Source organism: Chitinophaga tropicalis (genome assembly GCF_009758205.1).
Lineage (GTDB): Bacteria > Bacteroidota > Bacteroidia > Chitinophagales > Chitinophagaceae > Chitinophaga > Chitinophaga tropicalis.
Map to the genome: position 1 here is coordinate 113761 of NZ_WRXN01000017.1, position 18626 is coordinate 132386.

Genomic DNA, 18626 nt, shown 5'->3' on the forward strand with positions numbered 1-18626 from the left:
CCTCCGGGCAAAGGAACAGAAAAAGACAAGTTTAAGATAAGTTATGTTGACAGTATTACTCATATTGATCCCTTTGGTTGCCGGCCTCATTACGTTTGGTCTGAAGGGGTCCGGCCCTAAGGCGCTGGCGTTGATAGCGTCTATTGCATCGCTGGCAGTGACGGTTGCAGCTTTGTTCCAGTTTCGCACTGCCCCTGAGGCATTGCAGCTGACAGCCAGCTGGATACCGCAACTGGGAGCTCAGTTCAGCGTTGGCCTGGATGGCATGGGCATGATGCTTTGTTTGCTTACAGCTATTTCTTTCCTGCTGATCTTCATCGTTATCAATAACAGGAATTATGAGCGCGCCAATAGTTTCTATGGCCTGATGCTGCTTTCACAGGCAGGCCTGATAGGTGTATTCTCTGCCTATGATGCACTGTTGTTCTACGTATTCTGGGAACTGGCACTGATCCCTGTATATTTCCTCTGCTCTCTGTGGGGCGGAGAAAAGAGGATCCCGGTTACCTTCAAATTCTTCGTTTACACGTTTGCAGGTTCCCTGCTGATGCTGGTGGGCCTGATCTATATCTACCTGCAGTTACCTGACAAATCTTTCAGCTATGCTGCTTTCACCAGTGGCGTACTGTCTCCGAAAGACCAGTCATGGCTGTTCTGGCTTTTCTTTGTGGCATTTGCCATCAAGATGCCGGTGTTTCCTTTCCATACCTGGCAGCCGGATACTTATGAACAATCTCCTACACCTGTTACAATGGTGCTTTCCGGTATCATGGTGAAAATGGGTCTGTTCGGTGTGATCCGCTGGTTGCTGCCGGTGCTGCCATCAGGCGCTTATATGTGGTCTGAAGTAGCAATTGTGCTGTCAATTATCGGTATCATCTATGCTTCCTGCATTGCTATCGTACAATCTGATTTCAAACGCCTGATCGCTTATTCTTCCATCGCGCACATCGGTCTGATGAGCGCCGCGATCTTCGCCAATAATGAACAAAGTCTCCAGGGTGTACTGATCCAGCTGTTCAACCACGGTATCAACATTATCGGGTTGTGGATCATCGTAGAGATCATCCAGCAACGTCTGAAAGTGAAGAACATGAATGAGCTGGGTGGTATAGCTACATATGCTCCGAATATAGCGATCTTCCTGGTGATCATCAGTTTAGCCAATGTTGCATTGCCGCTTACCAATGGTTTCATCGGGGAATTCCTGATGTTCAGTGGTTTGTTCCAGTATAATGTATGGTTTATGGCAGTTGCCGGTCTGGGTATCATCCTTGCCGCTGTATATACGCTGAACATGGTGCAGAAGGTGATTTTCGGAGAGGCAAATACGCTTACGTCCACTACTACTGATCTGACAGGAAATGAGCTGCTTGCACTGAGCGTGATAGTGGTGATCATCATCGCAATGGGTGTATATCCCAAACCGATGCTGGACCTGGTAAGCAGCACTACTGAATTGGTTAATAAGGTTTATTAAAAAGTTGTTCTTTCGTAACACAGGAATATGAATGCATTAATATCTACTGCTTTAGCGGGTGTTGTAATGATGTTTGCGGGGTTATTTATTCGTAATAAGCAGCACATTAAGTTTGTTGCCATCGCGGCGCTGTTGATCGTATCAGTGGCCAACCTGGCGGAATTATCTACCATTGAGGGAGGCAGCCGTACCGTACTGGGTATGGTCACTGTCAGCCATTTCAGCATCCTGTTCAATGCTATTGCATTTGGCGCTACGCTGATATACTTCCTGTTGTCAGGAAGTGCGTTTGAGAAAGTAGGAGAGCATGTAGCAGATTATTTTGCACTGGTGTTCTTTATCCTCTCAGGTATAACGCTGGCATCTTCCTTCAGCAACCTGTTAATGCTTTTCCTGGCAATAGAGATCATTTCCATCCCCCAGTACATACTGGCGGGCAGCAATAAAAGAACGCCCAAGAGCAGCGAGGCTTCCCTGAAGTACTTCCTGATGGGCTCTTTCTCTACCGGTATCCTGCTGATGGGTATTACCCTGATCTACGGTGCTGCCGGTACGTTTAACATCGAAGAGCTGGGACTGGGCAATGGTGACATAAATCCGCTGGCATTATGCGGTATCATCCTGCTGGCATTTGCCCTGTCTTTCAAAGTATCTGCGGCTCCGTTCCACTTCTGGACGCCCGATGTATACGATGGTTCTCCTACCGTATTCACTTCTTTCATGGCTACAGTGGTAAAAGCCGGTAGCTTCATTGCCTTTATCAGGATCTTCCACGGTGCATTTACCGGTACCAACATCAGTGCACACTGGCAGCTGCTCTTGTCTTTGGTAACTGCAGCTACCCTGCTGATAGGCAACTTTACGGCCGTGTTCCAGCAGAGTGTTAAACGTATGCTGGCTTATTCCAGTATTGCCCAGGCAGGTTTCATGCTGTTTGCCGTGATCTCCATGAATAAATATGCCACACAAGGTATTATACTGTATGCTGCTGCTTACAGCGTAGCTACTATCGGTGTGTTTGCAGTAACTATGAAACTGAAGGATTATACTTTTGATGGATTTAACGGACTGGCACGTACTCAACCGGTACTGGCCGTTACTACTGCCATCTTTGTATGCTCCCTCGCAGGTATTCCGCTCACAGCCGGTTTCTTTGCCAAATATTTTGTGCTGACAGCTGCTGTGCAGCAGGGTAACCTGCTCTGGCTTGTGGTATTGGCAGTGCTTTGTGCCGCTATCAGCGCTTACTATTATTTCCGTGTGATCATCGCCATGTATTTCAAACAGGGAGAACCTGCTACAAAAGAGGAGATCACCGGAGGCTTTAAAGTAATGCTGGTGATCACTGCCGCTATCGTAATATTGCTGGGCGTGTTCCCTGGATTGTTACTGAACCTGATCTGATAATATCATCATAAAGAGAAAAGAGACGAACAATACTGTTCGTCTCTTTTTTATTAAAAAGAAATACCGGCAGGATTGCCGGTATTCTGATTGGTGCTGCTTTTCAAACGATGTGGCTTATGGTGCGCCAGCCACTGAAGAAAGACTTGCTGCCTGTTCAGTGATCGCGTTCAGCAATGTGAGCTGATTACGCGCTCTTGCCAGGTTATGTTGTTCATATTTTGCCCCGTAATACACATCATCGTTCAGGTAGTCTGCCAGGAAACGGATAGCCTGCATGTATACCATGAACTGACCTGCATAGACCAGGTGCTGTTTTTCCTCTTTACTTAATTCTTCTTCCATCTCACTGAGATAGCCATTCACTATAGCATTGAAATAAGATGGCCTGACACTGACCTTACTGAGATCGGTTTCCTCCTCACTGGCAGGAGAGAGATAAGTCCGCATCATATCCCCGAAGTCGCTTATGAAATAACCCGGCATCATAGTATCCAGGTCTATTACACAGAGCCCTTTCTGCTCATTGTCAAACAATACGTTACTGATCTTGGTATCATGGTGCATTACCCGCAGCTTAAAGGCAGGGTTCTGCTGTATGGATGAAAATATTTCTGTCAGGAAGGAATATCTTTTCAGCGCCCGGATAACGTCCATGGCTTCTGCCACACGATGCTGATTCCCCTCGCGTATTGCCTGTTCAAACTGTTGGTAACGGAGTGACAGGTTATGGAAATCCGGCAGTGTTACCTGTATCTGGCTGCAATCCAATCCGGAGAGAAGTTTTGTGAACCGGCCAAACTGCCTGGCAGCTTCATAGGCCAGTTCTTCATTATCCACCACATCATAGCTGCGGGAGCCGGTTACGAAGGGCTGCAGACGGAAGTATTCTCCCGTACCGGTGATGACCATATTTTGCTGATCAGCGGTACGTACAGGTTGTACAAAGAAATAGCCAGGATACTGCTGCTCCAGGTACCGGCCAACGGTATCTATGTTCTGAGCGATCAGCTCCGGCTTTTTAAATACCTGGTGATTGATCCTTTGCAGGATATATGATCTCTCTCCGCAGGTTACTTTCCAGGTAGAGTTGATCAGGCCACTGCCAAAGGGGCGGACTTCGCATTCTCCTGGTTGTAATCCGTAAGCTGTTAAGATATTGGCCTGCATATATACCTGTATTTCCCAAACATAAGGATAAGATATGAAAGGTGGTATGGGCAAACGGTTGCGCAAATTTTTCAGCGTAAATATCAGCGGATAACCAGTCTTGAATCCAGTACAACATGCCTGAATTCATTTTTTGCCTGTTTCCCGGTAAGCAGTTCAAGGAGTATCTCCGTTGCTTTCTGTCCCTGCAGGTAAGGATATTGTTCAACGGAAGCAATAGGTGGGAAAGCCATATAGCTGCTTAAAGGCAGATTTGCATAACTTACGAACGTAATATCCTTTCCTATCTGAAGGCCCTGTTCCAGTGCATATTGTACAGCATCTTGGGAAACATAATCATTGAACGCCACGATGGCTGTCACTTTTCTCTTATTACTCAGCAGTTGTTTCATTGCTTCCCGGGTGCCTTTTCCGGTAAGGTCTGAATTGATATTCAGTGTTGCATCGTATTTCAGCCGGTGTTTACGCAATGCCTGCTGATAACCGGTAGTCCGCTGCCGGCTGGCAATCAGTTCTTCAGGCCCGTTGATCATGCCTATTACCCGGTGCCCTTTTTCCAGCAGCAGGGATACCGCCTGCAGGGTACCTGATTCCATATTGCACGCTACATAGTGAATATCAGTAAGATCGGGAATGCGGTCAAAAAATACTACAGGGATATTGTATTTCTGCAGCATTTCAAAGTGACTATAGTCTACCGTATTCTTTGCCAGCGATACCAGCAGCCCGTCCACCCGGTGGTCTTTCATAATATGGGCGATCTTTTTTTCTCTTTCGGTATCGTCGTGAGACTGGCCCAGCAGTACCATATAGTCGCTTTTATTGGCCGTATCTTCTATACCGCTGATGGCGGCGGAAAAGAAGGCTTCAGAGAGCTCCGGAAGGATAATACCCAGGGTAAAGGTCTTTTTCTGCTGGAAGAAAATAGCGGTACGGTTGGGCTCATATTGCAGTTCCCGTGCCAGGGCCTGCACCTGCATCCGGGTACGCAAACCTATGCGCGGATGGTTATGCAGCGCCCGGGACACTGTAGAAGTGGCCAGGTTCAGCCTTTTAGCTATTTCTTTTATGGTAGGTGGATTTGCCATCTGGACGAAATTTTCTCCCCTCAGAAGGGATAAAGTAAGCCCCTTTCCGTCTATAGAATAAAAGTACCGGAAAAAAACTTTTTATTAACTTTAATTCATGCAGTTCCGTGACATATTTTCCCTCGCTTATCGCTCTGTTAGCGGCAATCGTTTGCGCGCAGGGCTCACTATTTCCATAATTGGATTCGGTATTATGGCCCTGGTAGGAATTTTTACCGCCATTGACAGTATGAAAGGTAGTATTTACAGCAGTTTTGCCAATATGGGAGCCAACAGCTTCAACATACAGAGCAGGGCGCTGAAAATACGCATGGGGGGTGGAGACGCCGCCGTAAAAGGAAACCGGAAAACCAGGAAGACCAAAACCTCCAACAGCAATATTCCTATTACCTACAGGGAAGCTACAGACTTTAAGCAACGCTATACTTTTCCTGCAGTAGTGAGTATTTCGTTCAATGCTACCCAGAGCGCTACCGTGTATAAGGGAGAGAAGAAAACGAATCCCAATGTAAGGGTGATGGGTGGAGACGAGAATTACCTGGCACTATCCAATTATACATTGGTAGAAGGCCGTAACCTGAACCTGCTGGATGTGGAAACAGGCCGGAATGTAGCTATACTGGGAATGGATGTTGCCAAAAAACTGTATGGAGATAATCTGAAGAACGTAGTGAACAGCAATATACGTGTAGGGAATGTGCGCTACAGGGTAGTTGGCGTACTGAAACCCAAAGGAAACAGTGGGTTCATGAGTGCAGATAATATTGTGATCACGACGGTGAGCAATACACGGAGAGTGTTTGAACGGCCCAATGCCTCTTACAATGTAGGGGTATCCGTAACAGATATCACGAAGATGGAACCTGCAATAGGGGAGGCAACCGGGTTGCTGAGAATTATCCGTCACCTGAGCCTGAATGAAGAAGAGAATTTTTATATCAATAAAAGCGACAGCATTGCAGAGATGCTGTACAACAGTTTAGGGTTTGTGACGCTGGCAGCTATACTGATAGGTATTATTACCCTGTTCGGTTCTGCTATCGGGCTGACCAACATCATGCTGGTATCTGTTGCAGAACGTACCCGTGAAATAGGAGTGATCAAGGCGCTGGGCGCCACCAGGAAATCCATCCGTCAGCAGTTTGTGTATGAGGCTATTATCATCAGTATGCTGGGAGGTTTGCTGGGAGTGATCCTTGGTATGTTAATCGGCAATCTTGTTTCAGTTTTACTGAACACCAACTTTATAGTTCCCTGGGTATGGATCTTTACAGGTATCATGCTCTGTGCCGCAGTAGGGCTTATTGCAGGCATCTTCCCGGCTATCAAGGCATCCAGGCTGGACCCGATAGTTGCTTTACGTTATGAATAACCGTCTGGTCGCTGCCAGATAACCAAAAGATTTTCATGATTTTATTAGTTGTTCTGGTTTCTATCCTGCTACTTGTATTGCTGGTAGCATATTACCGGCTTAATGCCTTTATTGCCTTCATTATAGTTTGTCTCTTCATGGGCGCGGCACTGAATATTTTCAGGGAGCCGGCAGAAAGGATGTCTATTACTGCTATTACCCAATCCATACAGACAGGCATAGGCAAAACACTGGGCTCGCTGGTGGTCATCATTGTATTTGGAAGTATGCTGGGAAAGCTGGTGGCAGAGAGTGGTGCCGCACAGCGTATTGCCAACGTGCTGATGCAGCTGTTTGGCAGAAAGTATGTGCAATGGTCGCTTATGCTTACAGGCTTCATAGTAGGCATTCCCCTGTTTTACAATATCGGGTTTGTGCTGATGGTGCCGCTGATCTTTACAGTGGCCGCACGTACAGGGCTTCCCGCCGTTTACCTGGGTATTCCCATGCTGGCATCATTATCTGTTACACATGGTTATTTACCGCCGCATCCTTCACCTACTGCATTGGTAAATACTTTCCATGCAGATATGGGATTAACGCTCTTATTGGGCCTTATAGTGGCTATTCCTGCTATCGTGCTGGCAGGACCCGTATTCAGTCGTTTCCTTAAACAATATAAACAGGAGCCTGCATCGCTTTTTACTTCAGAGCCGCTGCCGGAAAGTGAATTGCCCGGAATGGCGGTCAGTATCCTTGCAGCCCTCCTGCCGGTAATACTGCTGGCCGTTGCAGCCTTACTGAAACTGTATGCAATGCCAGGCAGCCCTGCAGAAGAGCTCTCTACCTGGATAGGAGACCCTGTAGTGGTGATGCTGGCAGCTGTATTGAACGGGATCATCCTGCTGGGGCTTGCAAGAGGCTGGGCTGTGAAAAAGGTGATGGGCATACTGGAAAGTGCGGTGCGTGACGTAGCTGGTATTATCCTGATCATAGGCGGTTCCGGCGCTTTAACACAGATGCTGCTGGATAGTAAGGTGAGTACTGTAATAACAGATAGTCTGACCAGTATGCATATGAACCCCATAGTGCTTGCCTGGGTCATTGCCGCATTGATACGCGTGAGTGTAGGATCGGCTACTGTGGCCGGGCTGACCACCGCCGGTATTTTAGCGCCGATAGCGCTGGCTTCACATGTAAATCCCAGCCTGATGGTACTGGCCACAGGTGCAGGTAGCCTGATGTTCTCCCATGTGAATGACGGCGGCTTCTGGATGTTCAAGGAATACTTTAACTTGTCAGTGAAGGACACTTTCAGGACCTGGACCATCATGGAGACTATCGTGTCTGTTGCTGGCCTGATAGGCTGTCTCATCTTAAACATCTTTATATAATTTACAGACGATAAATCAGTGATCTATGACACCATCAGAGAATTTCAAAGCATTAGGATTGTCATTGCCGCCTGCACCGGCTCCTTTAGGTGTTTATAAACCTTATCTTATTGATGGCAAGTATCTTTATTTATCCGGCCATGGTCCGGTACAGGACGATAAGAACCTGATCATAGGCCGTATTGGCGTTGAAATGGATATAGAAGCTGGTAAGCTGGCTGCCAGACAGGTAGGGCTGACCATGCTGTCTACCATTATTACCAACCTGGGTAGCCTGGATAAAGTAAAACGGGTGATCAAAGTATTGGGTATGGTGAACTGTACGCCTGATTTTGGCCGTCATCCCTATGTTATCAACGGCGCAAGCGAGCTGTTTGCCAAAGTATGGGGTGAAGATAACGGGATCGGGGTACGTAGCGCTGTGGGCATGGGCTCCCTGCCAGACAATATTCCGGTTGAGATAGAGGCACTGTTTGAACTGCATTAATCAGACCTTATGCATTGGTATGAACTACATAATATCAATACGGTAGATACACCTGCCGTATTGGTTTATCCTGATCGTATGCGGGATAATATCCTGCTGCTGAAAGAAACAGTGAAGGATGTACAGTGTCTGCGTCCGCATATTAAGACCAGTAAAATGGTGGAGGCGATACAACTGCTGCAGGAAGAAGGGATCAGCAAATTCAAATGTGCCACTATTGCAGAAGCAGAAATGCTGGGCATGGCTGGTGCACAGGACGTACTGCTGGCCTATCAGCCGGTAGGCCCTAAAGCAAACCGCTTGCTGAACCTGGTAGAGCACTATCCTGAAACAAGATATTCCTGCCTGGTAGATAATAGTACGTCTGCTGTGGCTATCGCCGCATTATTTGCCGCAGCACAGAAGGTAATGCCGGTATATGTTGATCTCAATGTAGGTATGAACAGAACGGGCATTATTCCCGGAGATGCCGCATTAGCGCTCTATAAGGAGCTGCTGCACCTGCCGGGCATCACTCCCCTGGGCTTACATGTCTATGATGGTCATTTGCATGATGAAGACCCTGTTATCCGCAGGGAGAAATGTAATGCTGCTTTTGCCCCTGTGCAGCAGCTGGCAGAAGCTATTACAGACAGTTGGGCCCCTGCTCCCCGCATTATAGCCGGTGGTTCACCTACATATGCTTTTCACGCAGAAAGGGAAGGAGTGGAATGTAGCCCCGGTACCTTCATATTCTGGGATTGGGGATACCGTCAGCATCTGCCGGAACAACAGTTTGAATATGCCGCACTGGTAGCAACACGGGTGATCTCTGTAATAGATGATGAACGTATTTGCGCAGACCTGGGACACAAAGCCATTGCCCCGGAAAACCCGCAGCCCAGGATACATTTCCTCAATGTACCTGATGCACAGCTGATGGGACAAAGCGAAGAACACCTGGTTATAAAGGTGCCCGACAGTTCATTGTACCCGGTAGGTACAGTACTGTATGGAGTGCCTCTGCACATCTGCCCTACAATAGCGCTGCATGAACGTGTAGGTGTAGTAGAAGGAAATAACTGTATCGACTATTGGAAAGTGATAGCGAGAGACAGGAAGATCATGTTTTAAAGATCCATAAAATAATACGGAGATGTTTATAATAGACGCGCATCTTGACCTGAGCATGAACGCAATGGAATGGAACCGTAACCTGAGATTGCCGGTGAATGATATCAGGAAGCGTGAGGAAGGGATGACAGACAAGCCAGACCGTGCAAAGGGAGTAGTATCATTTCCTGAGCTAAGGAAAGGAAATATCGGGTTGGTAGTGGCTACGCAGATAGCAAGATTTGTAGCGCCGGACAATCCGTTACCCGGATGGTTCTCGCCCGAACAGGCCTGGGCCCAGACACAAGGACAACTGGCCTGGTATAAAGCAATGGAAGATGCAGGAGAAATGGTGCAGATCGGTAACCTGGCAGCTCTGGAAAAACATCTGGCCCTGTGGAATGATGGAACTCCCAATACCAATAAACCGGTCGGCTACATTCTCAGCCTTGAAGGAGCAGATTCCATTGTAGATATTGGCTACCTGGAACGTGCCTACAACAACGGATTACGTGCCGTCGGACCTGCACATTATGGTCCCGGGCGCTATGCCCAGGGAACGGACGCTACCGGTTTTATGGGGGCTAAAGGGCAGGCACTGCTGAAAGAAATGGAACGCCTGGGCATTATCCTTGATGCCACACATCTCTGTGATGACAGTTTCTGGGAAGCTATGGACCATTACCACGGCCCCGTGTGGGCCAGTCATAACAACTGTCGTGAACTGGTAAACCATAACAGGCAATTCTCTGACGATCAGTTGAAAGAGCTTATAAGCCGGGGAGCCGTCATTGGCGGCGCTATGGACGCCTGGATGATGGTACCGGGATGGGTAAGGGGAGTGTCAGAGCCCAAAGCAATGGATTGTTCCCTGGAAGTATTGATAGATCATATGGACCATATCTGCCAGCTGGCAGGTAATGCACTGCACATAGGTATCGGTTCTGACCTGGACGGTGCCTTTGGTAAGGAGCAATGTCCCTATGACCTGGAAACTATCGCAGACCTGCAGAAAATACCTGCATTGTTTGCAAAAAGAGGATATTCAGCTGCTGATATCGATAATATCATGCACGGCAACTGGCTGCGCATGCTGAGAAAGGCCTGGGGCGGTCAGTAAAATAATTGCGACAATACATTTGTACCGTCGTTTGTAGGAGGTTTTAACTGCAGGAACTGTTCATATTGCTCCGGCTTCAGTATCGCTTTTAGTTTCCTGTAAAAGCCATTATGAAAACTGTTTAGCTTAGTATCATATGCCTTTTCGTTATCCCTTGCAAGCGGCAGGATATTAGCACGTTGCTTCAGAAAGGCAGTGACCACATCCAGTATCTTCGGTTTCTGAACATCAGTCAGTGATAAGGCGGTGCCAAGTTTACTGGTAATAGAGCTGGCATTGCCTTCAAGGTTTGAGAGAGGCGCCTGTGCATAAGTAACAGGCAGTAAGAACAGGGAAAGGCAAAGCAACAGGAATATGTTTTTCATATAGTATTGGCTTTGCTAAGGAAGTTAATGTTTTTATGGCATCCTGATCCTATTTAATTCCGTATGTTATAGCATATACCTGTTACCCTTATATGCATACACCATCTTCATTGAACAGTCAGACGCCTTTGTTTTTACTATTGGTATTATTGTTCTTTTTGCAGGGAACAGGATGCTCCAAGGATGGACTCAGAAGAGCAGAGCATGGAGGAGATACAACAATTCCGGGCGGCCCCACAGATACTATTCCGGATGACACGGCCAAACCTCTTGCGGCACTTGAATTTCTCAATGAACATTATGGAACGGATTCCCAGCAGGTGATGGATATTTACCTGCCTGCCGGCAGAAGCAAAGAGATAACGCAGATCATGGTATTTATTCATGGTGGCGGATGGATGGGATCAGACAAGAGTGATTACACAGAGAACATCAATGATATGAAGAACAGGGATGCCCGCTATGCCTATGTAAATCTCAATTACAGGCTGGTAAAAGACGGGAAGAACCAGTTCCCGGCCGCAGAAGAAGATATTAAAGCTGCGCTGGAGCATGTGTGGGCACTTACAGATTCTTTTCATATCTCACCGCTTACAGCGGTAATAGGAGTGAGTGCCGGAGCACATCTCACAGCCCTGGAGGCGTTTAAGCACAATACAAAAGGTTATATCCGGTCAGTTGTTTGCATATCAGGGGTATATGATATGAAACGCTTTCATGACGAGGGCAGCGCCGGAGTGGCGCCATTGGCAGTGCTGGTCCTGGGTGGTACGCCTGAAGGAAAGCCGGAGCTTTATTATTCCTCCAGCCCTGTAAATTATGTGACGGAGAAAGGGCCTTCTACTTTACTGATGCATGGTACGGAAGATACCCTGGCCCGTTATAACCAGGCGCTGGCTATGGATAGCTTGTTAAAGAAAGCGGGGGTTGTACATGAAATGTACAGCTATAATGGCGGGCATTCTATTCCTGCAGAGCTTCTTAATGAAGCAGCAGACAGGATGTTCACTTTTGTGGCAAGGTATACAAAGTGATCACTATATGATAAATAACTGCATAAAAAAATCCCGCCACATTTGCATGGGCGGGATCTTTCAGCAGAATATTATAGTCTTATTCAGCTACTACTTCAAATTCCAGTTCAGCTTCGTTGCCTTTACCGAAATCCAGTTTCGCTTTATAAGTGCCTAATTCTTTTACATCATCCAGGATGTGGATGCGGCGGCGGTCAATTTCGTAACCTTTCTGCTCTTTAATAGCACGGGCAATCTGCACACCGGTTACGCTACCGAATATTTTACCGGATGTACCGGTTTTAGCGCCAATTTTAACTGGACCTGCCTTCAGCACTTCCACTACCTTGGCAATTTCAGCCAGCATTTTCTCTTCTTTCGCTTTCTGCACTTTCAGGCGCTCCTGGAGTTGCTTCAGGTTAGAAGGGCTAGCTTCTACCGCAAATTTCTGCGGGATCAGAAAGTTCCTGGCGTAACCGTTTTTCACGGAAGCCAGCTCATTTTTCTGGCCCAGGTTATCTACGTCTTGTATTAAGATTACTTGCATTGTTATTAGTTTTAAGGACCTTTAATAATTGTGTAAACAGTCAGTTTACTTTAAAAGGTCAGTAACGTAAGGTAACAAAGCCATTTGACGGGCTTTCTTAATAGCCTGCGCTACTTTGCGCTGGAATTTCAGAGAGTTACCGGAGATACGACGAGGTAACATTTTACCCTGGTCGTTCAGGAATTTCTTCAAAAACTCAGCGTCTTTGTAATCTACATACCGGATGCCTAACTTCTTGAAACGGCAGTATTTTTTCTGACGTTTCTCGGTTTTTACGGCGGTTAAGTACTTAATTTCTTGTTTTACTGCCATAATTTTAAGCTTCTACGGTTTTAGAATCAGCATTTACGCCATGTCTTTTGCGATTGTTGTACTGTACAGCATACTTGTCTAATGCTGTGATCATGTGACGCAGTACGTTTTCGTCGCGGTTCAGCTGGATTTTCAGCTTCTCATTGAGGTCGGATGGCGCACTGTATTCCAGAACCAGATACATACCTGTAGTCTTTTTCTGGATAGGGTACGCCAGTGATCTTAATCCCCAGGGATTTTCGTGCGTTACTTCTCCGCCGTTCTCTTTAATGAGGTCAGCGAATTTTTTCTGAGCAGCTTTGTAGTCTTCCTCAGACAGCACAGGGGTAAAGATCACCATCAATTCGTAGTTCATAATTTCCCTGTTTTTAATTTGGTTTAAAAAAAATTTGGAGTGCAAAGATACTGAAATTGACAAGACAAACAAATAAAAAGGCCGTCTCCTGAGGAGGAAACGGCCGGTTTTAAATGGTTTCTTCAAAAAAGATCAGTGGCTAACAAGAATCTTTGTAACTGTGCTGCCTTCCCGGGTATTTACTCTCAGGAAATAAACACCGTTGCTCAATCTGCTGATATCCAATGTTTTAAGATTTCTTCCTTTGTAGACATACATCTGGGTCTGATACCTGATCCTCCCTTGTATATCAACCAGTTGCAGCTCAGCAGGACCAGTTTTCTGGAAATCCAGCCAGATCTGTAACTGATGGCCAAAGATAAACCACAAAAGTTTGCAGATCAAGTCCTTGATAGTAACATTTACCTGCTTAACATCACTATAGGTGATGTTGCCGTCAGTTCCTACCACCTTCAGACGATAATAAGAAGTTCCAAACCAGGGACTGTAATCGTACGCCTTATAGCTGGAAACAGTAGCGGTGGTACCATGGGCGGTTACAGTATCTACCGGGGAGAAGTTATTCTGGTTCCGGGAGCGCTGTACCACATAATTTGCTGTATTGATCTCATAATCCGTGCTCCAGGTCAGTTCAACATTACCACTATCTACTACAGCGCTGAAGCTGCTCACATCTGCCGGGTGACCCAGTATATGAAGGTTATAGCTGGTCTGTACCGGGTAATGATCTGTAGTAGTGGAAGCGTAGCTGTTTACCAGCTGAGCCACTTCTTTCCGCACTTTGGCTGAGCCGGGCAAATAAGAAATAGCTACCTCATCTGACGCAATGACATTATCTATCACCGTATTAAAGGAGGCGGTAGACTGTTCGCCTGCCAGGCTGAGCGGAAGGGTAAGCGGTTTGTAGAACGCGCTGTCATTGATAAAGTCTATATAAGAAGTGGTAGTATCCGGGGCCAGCTCTGTGGTGATGGTCTTGTTAAGGGCATCGTTAAAGTCGCCCAGGATCACCAGGTTACTTGTCGGATATTGTGCGTCCAGGGTATCTTTCAATTCCAGGTTACCATCTTTCCTGCGATGCCATGAGGTTACTTTTTCTGCTGCTGTACCGGTATTGGCTTTGGCATGCAGCAGGACAAAGTTGATACGGGCACTGTCATTGTTCAGTCTGGCCTGTGCTTCAAACAGGAAGGGGAAACGGCCGGACGACCAGTTATAATAAGCATTACTGCTGCCGCCGTTGCGTAATACACCATAGGAACGTATACCGCGGATAACGGAGGTTTTATAGAGGAAGGCCAGTTTCTGAGCCGAAGTGTAATCCACATCTGTCAGACTATCGGCATAAGAACCGAAGTCCGAAATAATATAGCTGTATCCCGGCATCTGGTTGGCCACAGCTCTGAAACGGGCGGTATCTACCACTTCTGCCAGTGCAAAGATATCTGCATCCAGCTTTTTCAGGATGGTGGTGACGTTTGCCTGCTGCAGGCTGTCATTTGCCGGATTCTGTACCGGGCTGCCAAACCATTCTATATTCCAGTTCACCACTTTGAGCGAACGCAGAGAGGTGCCTGCAAGCGCAATCTGCCCGGAAGGAGCGGAGAAGGTCAATGTACCGCTGAAGGACTGATCGGCAGCAGAGGGCACGAATTTCACCCAGGCAGTGAACGGACCGGTAGCCAGGCTGGCTTGTGTATAAGTGATGCTCTGGCTATATGTACCTGCACTGTCGGCAGCTACCAGGAAGCCTGCTGTTGAACTGATGGTCAGGTCGCCAATGGCATCATTCACCTGGAAGCTAAAGCTATGCGGCTGTGATTGCTGTCCATAGGGTACATAATCAAAGTCTATACTGGCAGTTGTTTTATCCAGGGATGGCTGGGGCGCTACCGGGCTGTTGGTGATATGGATATCATCAATTGTCCAGCGGGCGGCTCCCAGTGAAGGAGAGGAAGTATACACAAAAGCGATGTAAACGCTGCTTTGCCTGAAGGCAGCCAGGTTGATACTGTCTGATGTTTTCCAGGCGTCTGACAGCAATGCAGGGAACCTGCCATTCAATTCGGTCCAGGTAGCTGTATTCGGATTACTGACGCCGTCATAGTTGGTGGATACCACTAAACGTAATGAAGGACCAGCGAAAGTAGTACGGCTGGCAAAGTCCAGCAGCGGGAAATCAAAACCTGACAGATCGAAAGCCGGAGAAATAAGCCAGTCTTCATTTAATACGGCTCCACCGCTATACCCGTTGATCTGTACTCCGTTGCTGCTGTTTTGTCCGAAGGTGGTGCAGGCCCATAACTGGCCGCCGGTAATGCTGTATTGTTTGAACCCTCCGCTGAGGTTGCCGGAAGAGCAGGTATTAAAATCGAATGACAACTGCTGGTTGCCGGTGGCAAACTGCCAGGTAGTGCTGTCCGGTATACCGGCAAAGGAATTGCCGCTAAGGTCCTGGATAGCGCCGCTGTCCAGTGTAATATAGTAGGTCCTGTTAGGCTGGAGAGTAGTAGCCAGCGTCAGGGTGCTGTTGTTTAGAAGAACAGATGCGCTGTTAATGTTAAAGACCTGCTGAGTGCCGGTATTGGCATTATGAAGAACTATCTGCCCTGCACCTGCCTGTATATTTTCAGAGAATGTAATAACTGGCTGGACAGTGGGAGAGTTGTCTATTGTGCCATTGGCTGGCAGGAGTGTAGTGATGGCAGGAGGGGTAACATCTGCTCCGCTGCCGCCTGCAGTGATGTTATCTACTGCAAAGGACGGACGGGAACCTGCACCGCTGATCTGCCGGTTTACCCAGCGCAGTTGTACCAGGGACTGGTTATCACAGGCGGAAGGCAATACCAGTGATTTTACCACGTTATCCAGTGGAGTGACCACGCCTGAACCGATTTGTGTGGTAGTAGTGTTCTGGTATTCAGTACCGGTAATGTTAGTGAAGCTGCCGGTACTGCCAATACGGTACTGGAGGATCACTTCATTGATGCGGGTATTGCTGGTGCCATCATATGGATTGCGTAACGTCATTACATCGTATTGCAGGGCAATGTTGGTTTGTCCGCTGGTATTCAGCGCCAGCACCAGGCTGTTATCCACACTGCCGCTGTTGAGGAATCCCAGTTTACCGTTGTAATTGTATGCGCCATTAGCCGTACTGGAAGCACTCCCGGCTACCAGGGCCTTATCGCCTGCAGGTGCTGCAGTATTAAATGAGGAAGAAGGAGCGCCGCTGAGCGACCAGCCCTGCCACCCATCCGGATAAGTAGTGGAAGAGGCCGGCAAACCGTCAAAGTTTTGCTGGTAAGGTAATGCCTGTGCAGCAGGTTGCGTCTGCGCCTGTGCAGTAGCAATACAAACAGCAGTAAAAAACAGGAGTAGAGTTCTCTTCATGTAAAGATGGTTTATGGGGGTTTGGGTAAAAAACTAATGCAAAAGGAAAACAATCGATAAATCTACAATATTTGTGGTACAGTTGTTTGTAGATCAATATGATTTATTTGTTAAGGTGGAACATGACAGTTTGTCGGCAGGGAATCTGCTGGCACACCCTTTGAAAAAATATGGTTTAAAAAAACAGACACCCATGCAGAAAGGAGCAATACGTGTTCAGACAGAGAACATTTTCCCCATTATCAAGAAATTCCTCTATTCAGATCATGAAATTTTCATCCGCGAGCTGGTAAGTAATGCTGTAGATGCTTCCCAGAAGCTAAAAACCCTTGCTAGTATTGGTGAATTCAAAGGTGAGCTGGGCGCCCTGGAAATTACCGTAAAGCTGGACAAAGAGAATAAAACACTTACTATCTCTGACAGGGGCATTGGTATGACCGCTGAAGAAGTGGATAAATACATTAACCAGGTAGCCTTTTCCGGCGCGGAAGAGTTCCTGAACAAATATAAAGGACAGACTGACGGTGCCAACATTATCGGACATTTTGGCCTTGGTTTCTATTCCTCCTTTATGGTGAGCAACCAGGTGGAGATCTTCACCAAATCCCATAAAGATGCGCCGGCAGCACGCTGGGAGTGCGATGGCAGCCCCGAATACCAACTGGAAGAAACCAGCAAAGAAGACCGTGGAACTGACATTGTGCTGCACATCAATGAAGAAAGCGAAGAATTCCTGGACGAACACCGCATCCAGTCTATCCTGGAAAAATTCTGTAAGTTCCTGCCGGTACCGGTTAAATTCGGAGATAAGCAGCTGAACAACACTAATCCGGCATGGACAAAGAAACCTGCCGATCTTACTACTGAAGACTATCAGAATTTCTATAAAGAATTATACCCGTTCTCAGAACCACCGCTGTTCTGGATACATCTGAACGTTGACTATCCGTTCAACCTGACAGGTATCCTGTATTTCCCTAAGATCAACAAGAGCTTTGAGATCCAGAAAGACAAGATAAGCCTGTATTCAAACCAGGTGTTTGTGACTGATGAAGTGAAGGATATTGTACCTGAGTTCCTGATGCTGCTGCACGGTGTGATAGATAGCCCGGACATTCCGTTGAACGTAAGCCGCAGCTACCTGCAGGGAGATCCGAACGTGAAAAAGATCAGCACTTATATCACCAAAAAAGTTGGTGATAAGCTGGATGAGATCTTCCGTAATGACCGTAAAGGTTTTGAAGAGAAATGGGAATCCATCGGCCTGTTTGCGAAGTATGGCATGATGACGGACGATAAATTCCGTGAAAAAGGGAATAAGTTCCTGATCATGGAAGATATCACTGAACCAGGTAAGTTCTTCACCCTGGAAGAGTACAAACAGGAAGCTACTGCACTGCAGACAAATAAAGACAATAAGCTGGTGGTACTGTACGCAACCAATGCTGTACAACAGGACAGCTATATACAGGCTGCCAAAGGCAAAGGGTATAAGATCGTGAAGATGGATACCCTGGTAGATGCTGCATTTATTAATAATATGGAGCCGCTGTGGGATAGTATCCAGTTTATCCGTGTTGATGCTGATATTGCAGACAACCTGATAGATAAGGAGGAAAAGACTGAAAGCGTGCTGACACAGGACCAGGAAGCAAAACTGAAAGAGCTGTTTGGCCAGATACCACAAGAGCACGTAAAAGTGGAACTGAAGGGTCTGAGCGCAGATAGCCAGCCAGTAATAGTAACCCGTCCTGAGTTTATGCGCCGTATGAAAGATATGGCCGCAGTAGGCGGCAGTGGCATGAGCTGGTATGCTAATATGCCTGATGAGATCAATATGACAGTAAATGCCAATCACCCCATCTATCAGCAGATATTAAATGAAAGCGATGATGACAGAAGGCAGAAACAGGTACGCAACCTGGCAGACCTGGCGCTGTTATCACAAAACCTGCTGACTGGCGCTGATCTTACTGCCTTTGTAAACAGAAGTGTAGAATTAATGGGAGGAGAGAAAAGGAATTAGTAGTATTGTATAGCAAATAATTCGCAACG

The 18626-nt window shown here is 47.0% G+C and carries 16 protein-coding genes; 9 read left to right on the forward strand and 7 right to left on the reverse strand.

Annotated elements, in window-relative coordinates; all coding sequences use genetic code 11:
* Window positions 1-43: 43 nt before the first annotated feature.
* Window positions 44-1480 carry a complex I subunit 4 family protein gene (locus GO493_RS27150; RefSeq protein ID WP_157309381.1) on the forward strand — a complete coding sequence of 479 codons (1437 nt, stop codon included), beginning with the start codon at window positions 44-46 and terminating at the stop codon, window positions 1478-1480.
* Window positions 1481-1507: 27 nt separating this feature from the next.
* Window positions 1508-2884 (forward strand): NADH-quinone oxidoreductase subunit N, encoded by a 1377-nt coding sequence (locus GO493_RS27155; RefSeq protein WP_157309382.1) that lies wholly within the window; start codon window positions 1508-1510, stop codon window positions 2882-2884.
* Between the two features lie 117 nt (window positions 2885-3001).
* On the opposite strand, the gene GO493_RS27160 is transcribed toward GO493_RS27155, so the two are convergent.
* Window positions 3002-4054 carry a phosphotransferase enzyme family protein gene (locus GO493_RS27160; RefSeq protein WP_157309383.1) on the reverse strand — a complete coding sequence of 351 codons (1053 nt, stop codon included), beginning with the start codon at window positions 4052-4054 and terminating at the stop codon, window positions 3002-3004.
* Between the two features lie 83 nt (window positions 4055-4137).
* Complete coding sequence (locus tag GO493_RS27165) at window positions 4138-5142, reverse strand: LacI family DNA-binding transcriptional regulator (protein WP_157309384.1); 1005 nt, start codon at window positions 5140-5142, stop codon at window positions 4138-4140.
* Window positions 5143-5239: 97 nt separating this feature from the next.
* Between GO493_RS27165 and GO493_RS27170 the strand changes: the two genes are divergently transcribed.
* From GO493_RS27170 to GO493_RS27190, 5 genes are read left to right on the forward strand one after another with little or no spacing between them, the layout of a single operon-like run.
* Window positions 5240-6514, forward strand: coding sequence for an ABC transporter permease (locus GO493_RS27170; RefSeq protein ID WP_157309385.1), 1275 nt, complete (start codon window positions 5240-5242; stop codon window positions 6512-6514).
* Between the two features lie 35 nt (window positions 6515-6549).
* Entirely contained in the window at window positions 6550-7887 is a 1338-nt protein-coding gene (locus GO493_RS27175) for a GntT/GntP/DsdX family permease (protein ID WP_157309386.1), read from the forward strand.
* 25 nt (window positions 7888-7912) lie between these two features.
* Window positions 7913-8374, forward strand: a complete 462-nt coding sequence (locus tag GO493_RS27180) for a RidA family protein (RefSeq protein ID WP_157309387.1) — start codon at window positions 7913-7915, stop codon at window positions 8372-8374.
* 9 nt (window positions 8375-8383) lie between these two features.
* Window positions 8384-9487, forward strand: coding sequence for a D-TA family PLP-dependent enzyme (locus GO493_RS27185; RefSeq protein WP_157309388.1), 1104 nt, complete (start codon window positions 8384-8386; stop codon window positions 9485-9487).
* 22 nt (window positions 9488-9509) lie between these two features.
* Window positions 9510-10586: a dipeptidase gene (locus GO493_RS27190; protein ID WP_157309389.1), complete on the forward strand. Its 1077-nt coding sequence runs from the start codon at window positions 9510-9512 to the stop codon at window positions 10584-10586.
* On the opposite strand, the gene GO493_RS27195 is transcribed toward GO493_RS27190, so the two are convergent.
* The gene (locus tag GO493_RS27195; RefSeq protein WP_157309390.1) at window positions 10580-10951 is read right to left on the reverse strand and encodes a hypothetical protein; all 372 of its coding nucleotides are present in this window, start codon (window positions 10949-10951) and stop codon (window positions 10580-10582) included. The genes GO493_RS27190 and GO493_RS27195 overlap by 7 nt on opposite strands.
* A 92-nt stretch (window positions 10952-11043) precedes the next feature.
* Here GO493_RS27195 and GO493_RS27200 point away from each other — a divergent pair, with 92 nt between their 5' ends.
* Window positions 11044-11985, forward strand: a complete 942-nt coding sequence (locus tag GO493_RS27200; RefSeq protein ID WP_157309391.1) for an alpha/beta hydrolase — start codon at window positions 11044-11046, stop codon at window positions 11983-11985.
* A gap of 79 nt (window positions 11986-12064) precedes the next feature.
* Here the strand turns inward: GO493_RS27200 and rplI are convergent, their stop codons facing one another.
* The 4 genes from rplI to GO493_RS27220 form a co-directional block, all read right to left on the reverse strand.
* Window positions 12065-12511 carry a 50S ribosomal protein L9 gene (rplI, locus tag GO493_RS27205; protein WP_157309392.1) on the reverse strand — a complete coding sequence of 149 codons (447 nt, stop codon included), beginning with the start codon at window positions 12509-12511 and terminating at the stop codon, window positions 12065-12067.
* Between the two features lie 45 nt (window positions 12512-12556).
* Complete coding sequence (gene rpsR, locus GO493_RS27210) at window positions 12557-12823, reverse strand: 30S ribosomal protein S18 (RefSeq protein WP_083725677.1); 267 nt, start codon at window positions 12821-12823, stop codon at window positions 12557-12559.
* A 4-nt stretch (window positions 12824-12827) separates the two neighbouring features.
* Window positions 12828-13178 carry a 30S ribosomal protein S6 gene (gene rpsF, locus GO493_RS27215; protein WP_157309393.1) on the reverse strand — a complete coding sequence of 117 codons (351 nt, stop codon included), beginning with the start codon at window positions 13176-13178 and terminating at the stop codon, window positions 12828-12830.
* Window positions 13179-13310: 132 nt separating this feature from the next.
* Window positions 13311-16571 (reverse strand): Ig-like domain-containing protein, encoded by a 3261-nt coding sequence (locus GO493_RS27220; protein ID WP_157309394.1) that lies wholly within the window; start codon window positions 16569-16571, stop codon window positions 13311-13313.
* Between the two features lie 193 nt (window positions 16572-16764).
* Here GO493_RS27220 and htpG point away from each other — a divergent pair, with 193 nt between their 5' ends.
* A complete protein-coding gene (gene htpG, locus GO493_RS27225) occupies window positions 16765-18597 on the forward strand; it encodes a molecular chaperone HtpG (RefSeq protein WP_157309395.1) in 1833 nt (610 codons plus the stop codon).
* The last annotated feature ends 29 nt before the right edge of the window (window positions 18598-18626 follow it).